Source organism: Paenibacillus antri, assembly GCF_005765165.1.
Classification (GTDB): Bacteria; Bacillota; Bacilli; order Paenibacillales; family YIM-B00363; genus Paenibacillus_AE; species Paenibacillus_AE antri.
On sequence record NZ_VCIW01000006.1, the window covers coordinates 1 to 15521 of the forward strand.

At 64.6% G+C, this 15521-nt stretch carries 17 protein-coding genes; 10 read left to right on the forward strand and 7 right to left on the reverse strand.

Annotation, left to right across the window (positions count from 1 at the left end; translation table 11 throughout):
- The 6 genes from FE782_RS33285 to FE782_RS11245 form a co-directional block, all read right to left on the reverse strand.
- Positions 1-263, reverse strand: a 263-nt coding sequence (locus tag FE782_RS33285) for a transposase (RefSeq protein WP_138194191.1), incomplete at its 3' end; no start/stop codon positions are given.
- A gap of 144 nt (positions 264-407) precedes the next feature.
- The gene (locus tag FE782_RS11225; RefSeq protein ID WP_138194192.1) at positions 408-1394 is read right to left on the reverse strand and encodes a polyprenyl synthetase family protein; all 987 of its coding nucleotides are present in this window, start codon (positions 1392-1394) and stop codon (positions 408-410) included.
- Positions 1381-1842, reverse strand: a complete 462-nt coding sequence (locus FE782_RS11230) for a hypothetical protein (protein ID WP_138194193.1) — start codon at positions 1840-1842, stop codon at positions 1381-1383. Before FE782_RS11230 ends, FE782_RS11225 begins: the two co-directional genes overlap by 14 nt.
- A 27-nt stretch (positions 1843-1869) precedes the next feature.
- Positions 1870-3705 carry an NAD(P)/FAD-dependent oxidoreductase gene (locus tag FE782_RS11235; protein WP_138194194.1) on the reverse strand — a complete coding sequence of 612 codons (1836 nt, stop codon included), beginning with the start codon at positions 3703-3705 and terminating at the stop codon, positions 1870-1872.
- A 30-nt stretch (positions 3706-3735) separates the two neighbouring features.
- Complete coding sequence (locus FE782_RS11240) at positions 3736-4671, reverse strand: FMN-binding protein (RefSeq protein ID WP_138194195.1); 936 nt, start codon at positions 4669-4671, stop codon at positions 3736-3738.
- A gap of 173 nt (positions 4672-4844) precedes the next feature.
- Complete coding sequence (locus tag FE782_RS11245) at positions 4845-5393, reverse strand: DoxX family protein (RefSeq protein WP_138194196.1); 549 nt, start codon at positions 5391-5393, stop codon at positions 4845-4847.
- A gap of 237 nt (positions 5394-5630) precedes the next feature.
- Here FE782_RS11245 and FE782_RS11250 point away from each other — a divergent pair, with 237 nt between their 5' ends.
- A complete protein-coding gene (locus FE782_RS11250) occupies positions 5631-5834 on the forward strand; it encodes an H-type small acid-soluble spore protein (RefSeq protein ID WP_138194197.1) in 204 nt (67 codons plus the stop codon).
- 95 nt (positions 5835-5929) lie between these two features.
- On the opposite strand, the gene FE782_RS11255 is transcribed toward FE782_RS11250, so the two are convergent.
- A complete protein-coding gene (locus tag FE782_RS11255) occupies positions 5930-6859 on the reverse strand; it encodes a GNAT family N-acetyltransferase (protein ID WP_138194198.1) in 930 nt (309 codons plus the stop codon).
- 145 nt (positions 6860-7004) lie between these two features.
- Here FE782_RS11255 and thiL point away from each other — a divergent pair, with 145 nt between their 5' ends.
- The 9 genes from thiL to FE782_RS11300 all read left to right on the forward strand — a co-directional run bounded on the left by thiL (position 7005) and on the right by FE782_RS11300 (position 15508).
- Positions 7005-8000: a thiamine-phosphate kinase gene (thiL, locus tag FE782_RS11260; RefSeq protein WP_138194199.1), complete on the forward strand. Its 996-nt coding sequence runs from the start codon at positions 7005-7007 to the stop codon at positions 7998-8000.
- Between the two features lie 27 nt (positions 8001-8027).
- On the forward strand, positions 8028-8528 hold the full coding sequence (gene tsaE, locus FE782_RS11265; protein ID WP_138194200.1) for a tRNA (adenosine(37)-N6)-threonylcarbamoyltransferase complex ATPase subunit type 1 TsaE: 501 nt from the start codon (positions 8028-8030) through the stop codon (positions 8526-8528).
- Entirely contained in the window at positions 8521-9360 is an 840-nt protein-coding gene (gene tsaB / locus FE782_RS11270) for a tRNA (adenosine(37)-N6)-threonylcarbamoyltransferase complex dimerization subunit type 1 TsaB (RefSeq protein WP_238392435.1), read from the forward strand. The genes tsaE and tsaB overlap by 8 nt, the downstream gene beginning before the upstream one ends.
- A 21-nt stretch (positions 9361-9381) precedes the next feature.
- Positions 9382-9879, forward strand: coding sequence for a ribosomal protein S18-alanine N-acetyltransferase (gene rimI, locus FE782_RS11275; RefSeq protein ID WP_138194201.1), 498 nt, complete (start codon positions 9382-9384; stop codon positions 9877-9879).
- Complete coding sequence (gene tsaD, locus FE782_RS11280) at positions 9876-10907, forward strand: tRNA (adenosine(37)-N6)-threonylcarbamoyltransferase complex transferase subunit TsaD (protein ID WP_138194202.1); 1032 nt, start codon at positions 9876-9878, stop codon at positions 10905-10907. Before rimI ends, tsaD begins: the two co-directional genes overlap by 4 nt.
- Positions 10908-11118: 211 nt before the next feature.
- Positions 11119-11892, forward strand: coding sequence for a CpaB family protein (locus FE782_RS11285; protein ID WP_138194203.1), 774 nt, complete (start codon positions 11119-11121; stop codon positions 11890-11892).
- Entirely contained in the window at positions 11889-13118 is a 1230-nt protein-coding gene (locus FE782_RS11290; RefSeq protein ID WP_138194204.1) for a CpaE/TadZ family protein, read from the forward strand. The genes FE782_RS11285 and FE782_RS11290 overlap by 4 nt, the downstream gene beginning before the upstream one ends.
- Positions 13119-13136: 18 nt before the next feature.
- Complete coding sequence (locus FE782_RS11295) at positions 13137-14540, forward strand: ATPase, T2SS/T4P/T4SS family (protein ID WP_138194205.1); 1404 nt, start codon at positions 13137-13139, stop codon at positions 14538-14540.
- A complete protein-coding gene (locus FE782_RS11300) occupies positions 14537-15508 on the forward strand; it encodes a type II secretion system F family protein (protein ID WP_238392436.1) in 972 nt (323 codons plus the stop codon). Before FE782_RS11295 ends, FE782_RS11300 begins: the two co-directional genes overlap by 4 nt.
- The last annotated feature ends 13 nt before the right edge of the window (positions 15509-15521 follow it).

The window sequence follows — 15521 nt, forward strand, 5'->3', positions numbered from 1 at the left end:
AGCGGGAGCTGCCGCGTCGTGATCGTATAATACGCCCCATATCCGCAGCTCGGGCAGGAAAACCCGTTCGGCCACCGCCGCCGAAAGAAATAAGCCACCTGTTCCGCTTGGTCCATGAACGCCGCCTCCTTTTCCTCATTATACCGAACATATGTTCCGTATTCAATGAAAAATTCCAACTCGCAGGGTGCCTGATCAAAGGAAATCAGCTTGGAAAGGAGGCGGCGAAGAGGGGGCGCCCCTTGGTCCTGACTAGGGGACATCACGTTAGAAAGGGGTAGTCAACAGAGCTCCGCCACGGAGGACCTGAGCAGAGGGAATCTCCTTAGAAAGGCGCTGGGGAGGGAATACCGGGACCGGGGAACGCAGGGAAAGGACCGCCGGCGGGGGCTGGCGGTCCTTAACGTCTACGAGCGGCGGTCGGTGAAGTGGCGCAGGATGGCGAGCAGCGAATCGTGCGCCGGGAAGCGGCGCAGCCGATCTGCGAGCCGGCGGGCGCGGTCCGCGTATTCGTCGCGCAGGGCGGCGGCGCGTTCCATGGCTTCGCTCTCCGCGATGCGTCGGACGACGTCCTGGAACGCCGATTCCGGCGCATCCTCGCGCAGCCCGCGAATCGCGTCGCCGAGGCCCGGCACGTCAAGCGCGAACAGCGTCGGCAGCGTGACATTGCCGCTTCGCAGGTCGGCGCCGGCCGGCTTGCCGAGCGCTTCGGCGGAGGCGGAGAAGTCGAGGATGTCGTCCTGGATCTGGAACGACATGCCGAGCGCATCGCCGAAGGCGTACAGCGTCTTCGCGACTTCCGGAGTCGCGCCGGCGGCCGCGGCTCCCGCTTGCAGGCAGGAGGCGATCAACAGCGCTGTTTTGTTCCGGGTTTTCTCCAGGTAAGCATCCATCGTTACATCGAAGTTGAACCGATTGCGAAGCTGACCGTATTCGCCGATGCACAGCTGGGCCGCGAGCGACGTCAGCTCGGCCGAATGGGCGGCGTCGACGCCGCCATCGCCGGCCCACTCGATCGCGCGCGCCGTCATGTAGTTAGCCGTGTGCACGGCGGTCATTACGTCCGTCTTGCGATGAAGCGTCATGACGCCCCGGCGCGTCTCGGCTTCGTCGATGATGTCGTCGTGCACGAGGGAGGCCGTATGAAGGTACTCCATGAGTACGGCGAGTCGCAGCAGCTTGTCGGCGGCGTCAGGCGCATTCACCGCAGGGCCGAAGCGGCCGCCCGTCAAGACGAGCATCGGGCGGAGGCGCTTGCCTCCCGAACGAACGAGCTCCAATACGCCGTTCGCGATCGGGGAGTCCTTCGGCAAATCGGCGTCCTCCGTTACGACGCGTACCATGGCGGCGTCGACGGCGGCGAGATCAATCCCGAGCGCTTCATGCAGCTTCATCGGAGTCACCGCCCGACTTACATTGTTCGTCCAGATATCGTTTAACCGCCTCGAACAGCTCGGCGATCGTCTGGTTCGCCGTTGCGCCGTGCACGATGCCGATCTGCAGCTTCTTATGGATCGGCGCCAGGTAGGTCAGAAGCTGCCGTTCGTTGCATTGGAGGACGAAGCGGAAGTATACCCCGGTCAAATAATCCCCGTCGAGAATCCGCTTCGCGAGCGTCTTGCCGTCGAGCTCCGCGAGTTCGCGGTGCCTCGCGAGCGCGAGTCGGAGCAGGCCGTAGCAGCCGAGAACGGCGAGCTTCCTCGACCGTTCCAGCTCGTACGCGCGAAGGAGGGAGGCCATCTCTTCAAGCAACGATTGTTCGCGTTCCAGACTGATGTCGGCATCCGGCGAGATTTGCTGCTGCAGCATGCGTACCGTGTCTTGCACGAGACGGGTGACCATGGCGATTCCTCCTTCGAGCGGGTGAAATTAATCGGCGTACAAGTACCAACGGCGAATGAACGGAATCCTTTTCCAAACCTTCTTCAGCATCGGGTACGCATAATAATCGAGACCGAACGTGCTTCCCGAGCCGCCGATCAGGGCGACGCCCGCGAACATGTACCACAGCATCTCCGGCGCGGCCATGCCGGACGACCAGATCATGACGCCCATGGCGACGGTCGCGACGGCGGCGGGAGCGGTGAACAATCCGACGATGAGCATCAGGCCGAACGCGAGCTCCGCGAGCACCATGCCGGTTTGGAAAATCGACGCGAGCGCCGTGAATCCGCCGTCGCTCGTGTAGAACATCATGTCCATGGAGCCCTTGACGATGCTGTCGATGAAGCCCGGCACCGGCAGCGCCTGTACGGCGGCCGCCGCTTCCCCCGCGCCGTCCGCGGCCACGGACGCGCCCGACGTTCCGTCGGTCCACGGAGCCGGAATGAGGAAGATTTTGTTCGGATCTTCGATAATTTTCAGCAGCTTCTCCCAGCCTTCGATCAACCACATGACGCCGACGAAGACGCGCAGCGGTACGAGCCAGAAGTTCGGCGAACGCTTGGAGAAGTGTCCACCTAAGAAGCTTCTGCGGTGCTCGATGTGGAAGATTTCGTGCAAGAGATAGCTATAGCACTTATTGAAGCCCGCGACTTGGAACAAGTAGAACAAGTTGATGAAGTGCTTGACGAACATCGCGAAAAATCCGGTCATCTGGAACATGCGTCCCGGGACGCCTACGTTGGCGACGCCGTAGCGGCTGCCGATGCTGACCATCGTGCCGTGGAACGATGGCTTATACGGCTTCTTCGGCCTGTTGCGGATGTCCGCTTCGATGTTGTGCGCGATGATCGGAGCGGCTTGCTCGGCATTTTCCACCATCTGAGGTACCGGGTTCTTCTCGCCTTCCGGGATGTAGAAGATGTTGTCGCCGACGACGTAGACTTCCGGACGATCGACGGATTGCAGCTTATCGTTCGTCAGCAGCCGCTTGCGGCCTTGCTGCGCGACGTCGGCCTTGCCCGCGAGCTCGGAGCCTTCGACGCCGGCCGTCCAGATGACGGTGCGGGAGGCGATTTCTTTGTCGCCGAGGCAGACGGCGTTCGGCTTCACGCCGGTAATTTTCAGCCCGGTCGAGATGTTCACCCCGAGCTTCTCCAGATGGCGCTGCGCCTTCTGAATGAGCCTGTCAGGAAGGATCGGGAGAATTTTCGGCGCCATATCGACGACATGCAGTTGGACGTCCGCGCGGTCGACGTAGAATGCCTTGCACAATTCTTCGACGTGCTCGGCCAGCTCGCCGATCATCTCGACGCCGGTGAAGCCGGCGCCGACGACGACGAAGCTGAGCATCTCGGCGCGGGCGATTGGATCGCGCTCCTTCACGGCTCGGCGGAACATCTCCGTAAACCGCTCGCGAAGGAGCACCGCATCTTCATAAGACCATAGGGTGAAGGCGTGCTCCTCGGCGCCGGGCGTACCGAAGAAAGCCGGCTTGCTGCCCGTGCCGATGACCAGGTAATCGTACCGGTACGTCCGGGCTTCCGAACGCAGCAGGCGTTGCGGGAAGTCGAATTCGGTGATTTCGTCCAATACGACTTCGACGTTTTTCATGCCTGCGAAGATTTTCTTCAGGTCGACCTTGATGGAGTCTTCGTCCACCCGCTTCGCGGCCACCTCGTGGAGCTCCGTCAGCAGGGTATGATACGGCTTTCTGTCGATGAGCGTAATGCGGACGTCCCGTTCGTTCTTTAACCGGATCGCAAGCTTCTTAGCGGTCAATACGCCGCCATATCCGCCGCCCAGTACGATAATCTGTTTCACGCGAATCACCTCATAGGTTTGCTGTTATTGTTATTTCGCTTGCTCGAGCGCCTCGGCGACGAGTCGCTGGAACTCGCCGACTTTGATCGACACGCCCGAAACCGCGTCCGTATGGCCTTCTTCGTCCGTTAGGTTAATCTTCGCGGGGTCTTGCGTTTCGAGCAGATATTGCTCCATCTTCAATGCTTGCTCGTGCCACTCGGCCTGAGCGCCGGCTTTCTCGACCATCGCGTATACGCCGTTCTTCGACTGGGTTTTCTTGTCGTCGCCGCCGTCTTTATGAACGCCGTTCCAATTGACCGCGATGATCTTCCCGTTCAGGACCGTGACGTGAACCATGTACTTCCAGCCGGAATTGGCGTCGAATTCGGCTTGTTCCGTGTGGTAGGAGCCGTCTTTGTAAGGACCTGCTTCGACCGGTCCGGCTTCGAGCGCTTCGGTAACGAGCGTTACGAATTCGTCGACGCCGACCGTGACGCCGGATACGGCATCCGTCGTGCCGTCGTCTTTCACCGCGATCGCCGCCGGGTCTTGCGTCTCGATCAAGAACTGCTCGGCTTTGGCCGCTTGTTCATGCCACTCGGCGATGGCGCCGCCTTTGGCGACCAACCCGTATAGTCCTTCTTCCGAGGAGGTTTTCTTATCGAGACCGCCGTCCCGATGCAAGCCGTTCCAGGTGACGCTTACGATCTTGCCGCCTTCGACTTTGAGTCCGACGATTTCCTTCCACCCGGATTTCTCTGCGAATTCCGCCGCTTCGGCGTAGTAGACGCCGTCGGCGTATTTGGCTTCCTCCACGGCCGGCTCCGCAGGAGCGGGCTCCTCGACCGGCTGTTCGACGGCGGCTCCTCCGCTGCCTTGTACAGCGTCTTCGGCCGGATCTGCCGCATTGCCTCCTCCGCAGGCTGTTAGCGCGCCGGCGAGCAACGTAATAGCGGTAAAGATGGCCCAACTTCTGAGTTTCATAGTCAATTCCTCCCGATTATAATTGTGAAACAATTCACAACCTATGATTTTATCATAGTCGGTGCGGAGGAGACTGACTGTGATTTTTCATACATATGGGACGGCATTTTAAGAAAAAAAGAACTGCCCCGGGCAACACCCGCCGCGGGGCAGTAGAGTCGAAGCGATTGGGGTTAGCCGACGAAGGCGCCGCGGGTAGGCGTCTCGCCGCGGCCGTCGTTCTTCGGCTTGCGGCCGAACAGGCTGCCGACGGCGGCCTTGAGGTACGGGAGCACCCAACGGTCCGCGCCGTAGCGGCCTGCGTTGGCGCCGGCGACGAGGACGAAGAAACCCATGATCGCCATTTGCGGGTTGGTCGACGTCGTGCCCGAGAGCAGGAACGCGAAGTTCATGGCCAGCGCGCCGAGAGCGGCGACGGTGGTGAAGCAGCCGAGCATGAGACCGAGACCGGCGAGAATTTCGCCCCAGAGGACGAGGAACGAGAAGACGTCGGCGTTCGGGATGGCGAAGGCGGTCAAGAAGTCCGCCCACCAGCCTTGGACGGCCGGGTGGTCGCCGGTCGCTTTGCCGACGGCGCCGGCGAGGAAGCCGGCCGCGTTGAACGGCTCGGGCGCGTTCAGCTTCTCGAGACCGTGCGTGAACCATTGATAGCCGAGGTAGAATCTAAGGAAGAAGAGCGCTGCGGCTGCGTAGCGGTTTGTTCTGAGGAACGTGTTGAACATGTGGAATCCCTCCAAATTTGTCACTTGCGAGGAGCGAATCGGTTATCGATGTCGTCTTCCTCTTGACTTCATCTTACCTCCGGGGACACACCGACGATGTGCGGTTTATCACATCTTCGAAACGACCTGTAAAAGTGATAAAAACAACTTTATCGCTGCTATCCACGCATGGAATGATTCCGACTCCGAAGGGAAAGCTAATGGCGAAACCATTGCGTGACGGAGGGAACATTCCATATGGACGTAAACCGCGCTCAAGAAATCGTCGACAGCCCGAAGGAATTCGTCGTGCAGCTGAACAATAAGGAAGTCTGGATCGACAGCGTCGATTCGACGACGAAGACGGCGACCGTGCATGAGCGGAGCGGGGACTATCAGGCATCGAAGACGGTCCGCGTAGATCAACTGAAAGAGTTGGGAGAAGCGGACAACCGCATGTAGACCGTTTCTACAACGAAAAGGCCCGACAGGGCGCCCTGCCGGGCGCTTCTGTCGGGCTTTCGTCGTTGCGTTGGGGGAACGCGTCGGTCGGCGGGTTACGCTTCGAAACGCTTCTCGTAGATGGTGATTTCGTGGTCGGGCGTCATGCCGGCCTTCTCGTACAGGCGGTACGCTCCTGAAGGGTTCGCGGCGTCGACGCCGAGCGACACGAGCGGCTGGCCGGCCCGGTACGACGCTTCGAACGCGCGGCGCAGCAGCGCGAGGGCGAGGCCGCGGCCGCGGTACGGCCGGCGCACGCCGACCTGCTCGATGAACAGCAGGTCCTCGCGCATGCGGCCGAGCGCGAAGCCGGCGATCTCGCCTTCCCGGTTGCGGGCGATCCACCACCATCGGGCATCGAAGGAGGGGAGCCGCGTCTTCTCGACCCACTTCTCGAACGGGGGCGAGGCGAAGTCCCAATGATCCGCGAACGATTCAACGTAAGCGTCGTACACGGCTCGTTCGTCGCGATCGACGGTGAACGTCTCGATCGAGAAGCCTTCGAGGGGCGGCGTCTCCGGCGGCGCTTCGTCCAAGCGGACGCTCATGCGCTTGAAGTATCGCACGGGAGAGAATCCGCGGGACTCCATCAGGCGAACGGCGTCTTCGCAAAGCGTCGGAATCATGCTCTGGAGCCGCTTCGCGACGCCGGACTCGCTCCGGAGCGCCGCCGCGCGCGCTTCGAGCGCTTCGACGAGGGCGGAGCCGACGCCCCGGCCTCGAGCCGACGGCAGCACGCAGCCGCAGCTGAACAGCTTCTCTTCGCTGTCTTCTTCCAAGAAAACGTACCCGATCAATGAGGCGGCGTCGTCTTCGACGACCCAGACGTTGCGGTCGAGATCGAAGCGGGACCACATGTCCAATACGTCGTCCAGCACGATGTCGGGTGCGCCCAAATCTTCGGTGTCGCAAGCCGCGACGAGATCGCAGACGGCTTGCGCGTCGTCCATCGTCGGGGGGCGGAGTCGGAAGTTCGTTGTTGCCATGAAAGATTGTTCTCCTTAATAGGTAAGTTGCTAAAGATTTCTACGCGGCCGCCTTGAAGTCCTCCTTCGGTTCGGTTAGCTTGCTAGTATCCTCATCGGGTCGCTATAATGAGGGGAAAAGTTTGGTCGGAAGCGGGCGGTAGGTGTGGACGAGTTTGCGTTGATCCGGCGGTTGACGGGCGGCCGAACGGGGAAGGAAGGCGCCGTCGGCCGGAGCGTCGTCGTAGGGATCGGGGACGACGCCGCGGTGGTGGAGCCGACGCCGGGCCGGCAGATGGTGCTGACCTGCGATTCGATGGTGGAAATCGTCGATTTCCTGCCGTGGACGATGGACGACGCGTCGATCGGCTGGAAGGCGATGGCGCAGAACGTCAGCGATCTGGCGGCGATGGGCGCCGAGCCGCGATACGCTCTATGCGCGCTGGCCGCGCCGAAGGGGTTTCCGGCGGAGCGTCTCGAGGCGCTGTACGCGGGGTTGTACGCCTGTGCGGACGCATACGGCGTCGCGATCGTCGGCGGCGACATGTCGACGTCGCCGGAGCGGGTCAGCGTCACGGTGACGGCGATCGGCGAGGTCGAGGCGGGCCGAGCGCTGCTGCGCTCGGGCGCGCGCCCCGGCGACGTCGTCTTCGTGACGGGGCCGCTCGGCCTGTCCGCGGCAGGCCTCGATTGGCTGCTGCGCCGCGAGGCGGGCGGCGGCGAGCCGTGGGCGCCGCTCATTGCGGCGCATCGGCGGCCGCGGCCGAGGCCGGCCGCGGGACGCGCGCTGCTCGGGCTCGCGACGTCGCTCAACGACGTGAGCGACGGGCTCGCCGGCGAAGCGCGGGAAATCGCCGAGGCGTCCGGCGTGCGCCTCGTCTTGGACGGCGCGGCGATCCCGGTCGACGCCGCGCTCGCCGCGTACGCCGCCTTCGCGGGGCGCGACGCGCTCGAGTTCATCCTCGGCGGCGGCGAGGATTACGAGCTCGTCGGCACGGCGCCGGCGGCGAAGGCGGACGAGCTGCTCGCCGCGCTGCGGGCGGCCGGCGCGTCGCCGGCGCTCGTCGGCGTCGTCGCCGCCGGCGAGCCGGGCGTCGATCTGGCGCGGCCGGACGGGACGACGGAGCCGCTCGAGCGCCGGGGGTATACGCACTTCGAGTGAGCGGGGAGTTGGGGACATTTTCTACATATGAAGGGGTTGCCGAGGTTGACGGAATATCGATTCGAGGCGCGGGACGAGGCGGATACGGAACGATTGGCGTCCCAGCTCGCCGCGCGTCTCGGACCGGGCGCGGTGCTGGCGCTGGACGGCGATTTGGGAGCGGGGAAGACGCGGTTCTCGCAGGCGCTCGCCCGTGCGCTCGGCGTGCGGGGGACGGTCAATTCGCCGACGTTTACGATTATCAAAGAGTACGAGGGGCGGGACATGCCCTTCTATCATATGGACGTCTATCGGATTTCGCAGGAGGAAGCCGACGAGCTCGGGCTGGAGGAGTATTTTTTCGGCGCCGGGGTGTGCGCGGTGGAGTGGGCGAGCTTGATCGCCGACTTGCTGCCGGCGGAGCGGCTGGAGCTGTATATCGGCGTGGCGGGCGCGTCGGAGCGCGTCTTCGCGGTCCGTCCGCACGGCGAGCCGTACGCGTCGTTCTGCGCGGCGATGGCGGACGAGGGGGTGCTGGCGCGTGAGTGACACAGGGAACGAGACGGGCGCGGCGGGCGCCGGCATTCCGGAAGGGCCGCTGCTCTCGATCGACACGTCGACGGCGTCGATGACGATGGCGCTGACGGACGGCGAGACGGTGCTGGCCGAACGGACGACGAACGCCGAACGAAACCATTCGGTGAAGCTGCTGCCGGAGATCGACGAGCTCGTGCGATCGGCGGGGCTTCGGCCGCGCGACGTGCGGGCGGTGGCGGTCGGCTGCGGACCGGGGTCGTATACGGGCGTGCGGATCGGCGTCACGATGGCGAAGACGTTCGCCTGGGCGCTCGGGCTGCCCGTGTACGCGGTGTCGTCGCTGGAGGCGCTGGCCTTCGGCGGCTGGCGGGACGCTTGCGCCGGCACGAACGCGGTGCGCGCGCCGGCTTGGATCGTGCCGGCGCTGGACGCGCGGCGCGGGCAGGCGTACACGGCGCTGTTCTCCGCTGACGCGGACGGCCCTGCCGCCGGCGCTTGGCGCCGGGTCGGCGCGGATGCGGTAACGATGTTCCGCGAGCAGGCGGAGGCGTGGCTGCGCGCGGCGGATCGGCCGGGAACGGTCGTGTTCGTCGGCGAGGTCGACGGCGGCTTCGCCGACATGCTGGACGCCGCCGCGGCCGGCGCGAACGCGGTCGTGCTGCGCCGGCCGTGGTCGATGTCCGCGCTGGACGTCGCGGCCATCGCGCGGCAGCGCGGGGAGACGATCCGCGTGCGGGACCCGCACGACGCGCTTCCGAACTACGCCCAGCTGGCGGAGGCGGAGGCGAAGCTCGTCGCAGCCAGCGCCGCGGAGGCGCGGGAGAAGGCGCGGGAGCGGAACTGACGCGAAAGGGGCTTGGGTGGCATGAGTGCGGCGACGGCGCCGGAAGTGATTTTCCGCATGATGCGGTACGAGGATATCCCGGAGGTCAGCGCGATCGAGGTCGAATCGTTCGCGACGCCTTGGTCGGAGCAAGCGTTCATCAGCGAGCTGACGCAAAATCAGTTCGCTCAATATATCGTCATGGAATACGAGGGCCGGCTGATCGGCTACGGCGGCATGTGGATCATTATCGACGAGGCGCATGTGACGAATATCGCCGTGACGGGCGATTTCCGCGGCCGGCGGCTCGGCGAGCGGCTGCTGGCGGAGCTCGGCTCCCGCGCGGTCCGGCTCGGGGCGCAGCGGATGACGCTCGAGGTGCGCCCCAGCAACGCGGTGGCTCGGCGCATGTACGAGAAGTTCGGCTTCGAGGCGGTCGGCCTGCGGCCCGGTTATTACTCGGATAACGGCGAGGACGCCATTATTATGTGGGTGGAGCTGCCGTTCGGATCCGCGCGGAGCGAAGGGGGGCGGGCATGATGAAAAGGGAGCTCCTTCTCGCGGTCGAGACGAGCTGCGACGAAACGTCGGCGGCCGTCGTCGAGAACGGCGTAACGATTCTATCCAACGTCGTCTCCAGCCAAATCGAAACGCACAAGAAATTCGGCGGCGTCGTGCCCGAGATCGCTTCGAGAAAGCACGTGGAATCGATGACGCGCATTCTCGAGGAGGCGGTCCGCGAGGCGGGGGTCGAGCTGCGGGAGTTGTCGGCGATCGCCGTCACGCAAGGGCCGGGCCTCGTCGGCTCGCTGCTCGTCGGCGTCATCGCCGCGAAGTCGCTCGCGTACGCGCTGGAAATTCCGCTTATCGGCGTGCATCATATCGCGGGCCATATATACGCGAACGCGCTCGTGCAGGAGCTGACGTATCCGCTGATGGCGCTCGTCGCTTCGGGCGGCCATACGGAGCTTGTGCACGTGGCGTCCGAGGGCGAATTCCGCATCATCGGCCGCACGCGGGACGACGCGGTCGGCGAAGCGTACGACAAGGTCGCGCGCGCGATGGGGCTGCCGTACCCGGGCGGTCCGCACGTGGATAAGCTGGCGTCGCAGGCGGACGAGGAAATCGTCCTGCCCCGCGCCTGGCTCGAGGACGATTCGTACGACTTCAGCTTCAGCGGCCTCAAGTCGGCGGTGCTGGCGCAGGTCAACCAGGCGAAAATGAAAGGCGACGTCGTCAACCGCGCCGGCCTTGCGTTAGGCTTCCAGCGCTCGACGGTCGACGTGCTCGTGACGAAGGCGATGCGCGCGGTGCGCGAGTTCGGCTCGCGTCAGCTGTTGCTGTGCGGCGGCGTGGCGGCGAACCGCGGGCTGCGCGAAGCGCTCGGCGAGGCGTGCGCGGCTGCCGGCGTGCCGCTCGTCGTGCCGCCGATGTCGCTGTGCACCGACAACGCGGCGATGATCGCGGCGGCCGGCCACTTGAAGTGGAAGCGCGGGGAGTTCGCCGGGCTGGGGCTGAAGGCGGAGCCGCTGTTTTCGTTGGAAGATTGGGGCGCAGGGACGGTGTAGCGGAAGCGGGCGATGGCATGGGCGTTGGCCTGGTGCGGGCGCGGGGCTACTGCGATCGACTTTTGCGAAAAGGCTGTTGACGCTGAACGTTCGCCGTGCTAAATTTTAACTAATCGAATCGTTTACGGAGCGAAAGCATCGCCCGGTTACCGCTTAGGACATAAGCGGCAGCTGGGCGTTTTTTTGTTTTCCGACGGGGGGAGAGAAGCAGGTGAGGAGATGGTTGGTGACGGGGCTCGGCGTTCTGCTGATGGCGGCGTCGGTGTACGGCTTCGCTCGTTACGCCGAACAAGCGGAGCTGGACGCGCGGACGGTGGAGGCGATCATGCCGACGCGGCTCATCGCGAGCGGGGAGACGGTGGACGCCGCGATGGTGCGGCGGGTGCGGATCGCGGAAGCCGCGCTCGCGGCCGACGCGCTGCGGGACGAAGCCGACATCGTCGGAAGATCGGCGGTCGCGCCGATCGGCCCGAACGAGACGTTCGCGTCGTGGAAGCTGGCGGACCGGCAGCTGACGCCGGGGGCCGGGGAGCGGTACGTCAGCTTCCCGACCGACGACGTGACGAACGTGGGGAATATGCTGCGGCGCGGGGACGTCGTCGACGTCTGGGTCGAGTTCGACGCTCCGGTGGCGCTCGGCGGCGCTCCGCGAGGAGCGCTGAAGGTGATCGAGGGGCTCCGCGTCGCCAGCGTCCGGTCGGCGGAAGGGGCGGAAGTCGCGGACGCCGCCGCGTATGACGCCCCGTTCCAGTCCGCGGCCCGCCAGAGAGATCGAGTCCGGGCAAGCGCCAACGGGAAGCCCGGAATGAACACATTCATTATGGACGCAGAGATCTACGAAGCGTATGCGCTCGCCTCGCTCGTCGGCTCGATTAAGCTGGCGCTGCCGGAGCCATCGCTGCAGGAAGCGGAAGAAGCGCGCGTGACGGACGATTTCGCGACGTACGCGGGAGCGTTGGTCGAAGAGGAGGCGACGTTGCCATGAGCTTGTTGATCGGCATGAAAGAAGGCGAACCGTTGGCCCGCTTGCTGGCCATGATGCCGCAGCGGCCGCGGGGGCGGGTGTTGGCGCATGAGAAGGAGACGTTGTTCCAGCATGCGGCGCGAGAGCCGTTCGAGACGATCGTGCTGCATATGGATCTCGTCGCGGACGCGTATCCGTGGGAATGGATCGGTCCGCTGCGGGCCGTTCGGCCGGACGCGAGGATCGTCGTCATCCCGAGCGAGTCGGCGTACGACACGCTCTGGTTGGAGGCGGCGCAGCGGCTCGCGTCGGAGGCCGGGATGGAATGGGTTCCGCTGGGGGCGGGAACGGAGGAGCTCGCCGCGATCGCGCTCCAAGGGGGCGAGCGCGATCGCGAGGAAGCGCCTTCGGACCGCGGCATCGTCGCGACGGTATGGTCCGCGGCCGCCAAGGACGGCGCTACGACGATCGCGGGGAACGTCGCGTTGACGCTGGCGCGGGAGTCTCCTGCGCTGCGCGTCGGATTGTTGGATTTGAATTTGAAAAATCCGGAGCTTCGCGTCGCCCTCAGCGTACCCGACGTCGGGCGGACGAACGCGGCGCTGCGGCCGAAGCTCCAGACCGGGGCGCTCTCGCCGGCGGAGCTGCGCGAGGCAGCGGTTCCGTACCGGAAGACGCCGAATTTACGCATTCTGTACGGGACGCATCGCCGGGACACGGCGGCCGACGTCAGCCCCGAGATGATGGAGACGCTGCTGTCGGCGTGCCGGCAGACGTTCGACGCGACGATCGTCGACGTATCGTCGTTCCCGGACAACGCGGCGACCGTCTGCGCGGTGAGAGGGGCGGACGTGCGCTGGCTCGTGGCGGGCAATCGATCGCATTCGTACTTGTGGAGCTGGACCGAATGGTATGCCTGCTACTGGAAGCTTTGCGGACTCGCCGCCTCCGACATCGAGCTCGTGTGCAACCGGTTCGATCCGGCGGGGGAGTCCCCGGAGAAAGCCGCCGCGGCGCTCGGGATGGCGCTGGCCGCGGTCGTACCGAACGTGCCGGGCGGCCTCGGCCTTCGGATGGCCGAAGAAGGGCGTCCGCTCGTCGACGCGGCGCAGGCGGACGAATTCGCCGCCGCCGTCTATCGGCTCGCGAGCCGGCTTCGCGTCGCGTCCGGCCGGGAGCCGTTCGCGGAGCGGGAGACGCCGCGCCGCCGATCGGGGCTCGTGTCGTTGTTGTCCGGATTGTTCTGACGGAAGGAGGAGAAGGGCATGGACGCTGTGCCGAGAGCGGTGCCGACGCTGCCGCGCAGACGCTTCGATCCGGCCAAATACCGGAGGGACGCTTCGGCCGTCGCGCGGACCGGGACCGGAAGCGAGGGGAGCGAGCTTCGGAGGGTGTCTTTGCGCGACGCGTCGCGCGTCGTATACGAGCACCTCATGGAGCGATCCAAGCAGGACGAATCGTTGTACCGGGATATTTTGAACGCCGGGCTAGGAGAACCCGGGGCGCAGACCCGCATGAAGGCGATGATCGACACGCTCTTAACGGAGTTCCGCCTCGACATCGACCCGAGAACGATGATCGACGATTTGTCCCCGACCGACTGCGTGTTCGCGACCGCGTGCGGCGCCGGGCTCATCGAAGACTTGAAGCAGCAGCCGGACGTGGAGGAAGTGCAAGTGATCGGGCGATCGATCTACGTCATCCGCGGCGGGAAGCAGACGCTGCATCATCGGTCGTTTACCAGCCTGGAGGAGGTTCGGCTCGTCCAAGATCGGCTCGCGTTGTGCGGGAAGAAGCCGATCAGCGAACGGCAGCCGTTCGTGCAATCGTATTTATGGAATCGCTCCCGTCTCGTGATGACCCGCGAACCGTATACGGACGTGCCGAGCATTCATATCCGCAACTTCATCGTGCGGGACGTCACGCTGGAGCGGCTCGTCGAGCTCGGCACCATCGATGCTCCGACGGCCGAGCTGCTGTCATTGCTCGTTCGGTATCACGCCAGCTTCCTGATCGGAGGAGGGACGAACACGGGAAAGACGACGTTCCTGTTCGCGCTCGTCTCCGAAATTCCGGAGGAAGAACGCATCCGTACGTTGGAGAAGGAGTTCGAAATCGCGCTCCGCGAACGGCTCGGCGAGCGACGGAACATCTTGGCGGCCCGGGAGGCGGTCGAATCGGATTTGACGATGGAGGACGCCTTCAAGCCGCTGCTCGTCATGAGCCCGGAATGGATCGTCGTCGGGGAAGCCAAGGGAGCCGAGGTATCTCAGATGGTGCAAGGCGCGCTGAGGGGTCACGATGTCATGGGCACGATGCACACGAAGTATCGCGAGTCGTTTTTGTCGGACGTCGTGGACATGATGAAGCAGGACGGTCGTCAGCATGAAGTCGCCGCCGCGGAGAGACGGGTGGCGCGGGCGTTTAACATTTTGGTGTTTCTGCGGCTCGTGAGGGACGGGGAACGGATGCGGCGCGTCGTTACGGAAGTGACGGAGCTGTACGTCAATGAATGCGGCGACCCCGTCGCCAGCCCGCTCGTGTCGTGGGATTACGAAGCGAAGACGTGGTCGTTCACCGGCGCGGCGTTCAGCGCGCCGTTAAGAAACCATTTGCTTTCGCGGGGGGCGGAAGCGGAGCCTTTTCGCCGATTGGGGGTGTGGTCGTGACGGCGAGCTGGATCGCCGAGGCCGCTTTCGCGGGGATGTGGATCGCCGGAAGCGGGATCGTCGTCGTCGCATGGATGTCGAGACTGTCCGCTTGGTGGCGGGACAAGCGTCTCCGCGCGTCGCTGCTCGGACCGATCCGCCTCGAACGAAGCGGAGCGTTCCGCGAGTTGGCGTTCGTGAGGGGGCTCGCGGACGATATGGAGATCGCGGACGTGCGGTGGCCCGTGGAAGCGGTCGTCGGCGCGATGCTGTTCATCGGCGCGGTCGGCTGGTTCGCGGTCGACGCCTCCGTCGACGCCATGCGGGTACGGTACGCGCTCGACGCGGACCGCATGATCGGCGCCGATACGTGGCTGCTCAATACCGTCGCCGGCGGGCTGCTCGGCTCGCTGCCGTATTTTTACGTCAAATTCCGGCTGCAGCGGAAGCGCCATCGCATCGCGCTGGATATGATCAAGCTCGTGCAGAACGTCGTCGGTCACTACGGCGACAACCGCACCGTGCAGGAGCTGATCAGCCGGTCGGCCGCGACGATGCCGGATCACGTCCGGGAGGAGTGGAGGCGGCTCGAGCTGCGGTCGCATATGGGTGGCTCGCTGGAGGAGGCGTTATACGAATTCGCGCGGCGCGCGGACAACGAGTGGGCCGAAGACGTGGCGGACATCTTGTCGATCAAGCATAAATTCGGACACGACGTGATCGAAGCGTTGCATAAGCTTGTCGTCGATATGCAGCGCGCACGGAAAAACGAAGAACGCCGCCTGGCCATGGTGACCGCCTACCGGATCGGAACGGCGGTGATGGTCGCCTTCGCCTTCGGGATCGTGTTCTTCAACGTGTATGCCGACGGGGCGAATTACCGGCATTATTTCGTCGATCCGGGCGGGCGTTGGATCATGCTGTTCTCCGGCGTCGTTCTGTTCGCGTCGATGGTGCTCGTCGTAAGATCGGGTCGGAGAACGTTCTGAGGAGGCGGATGAA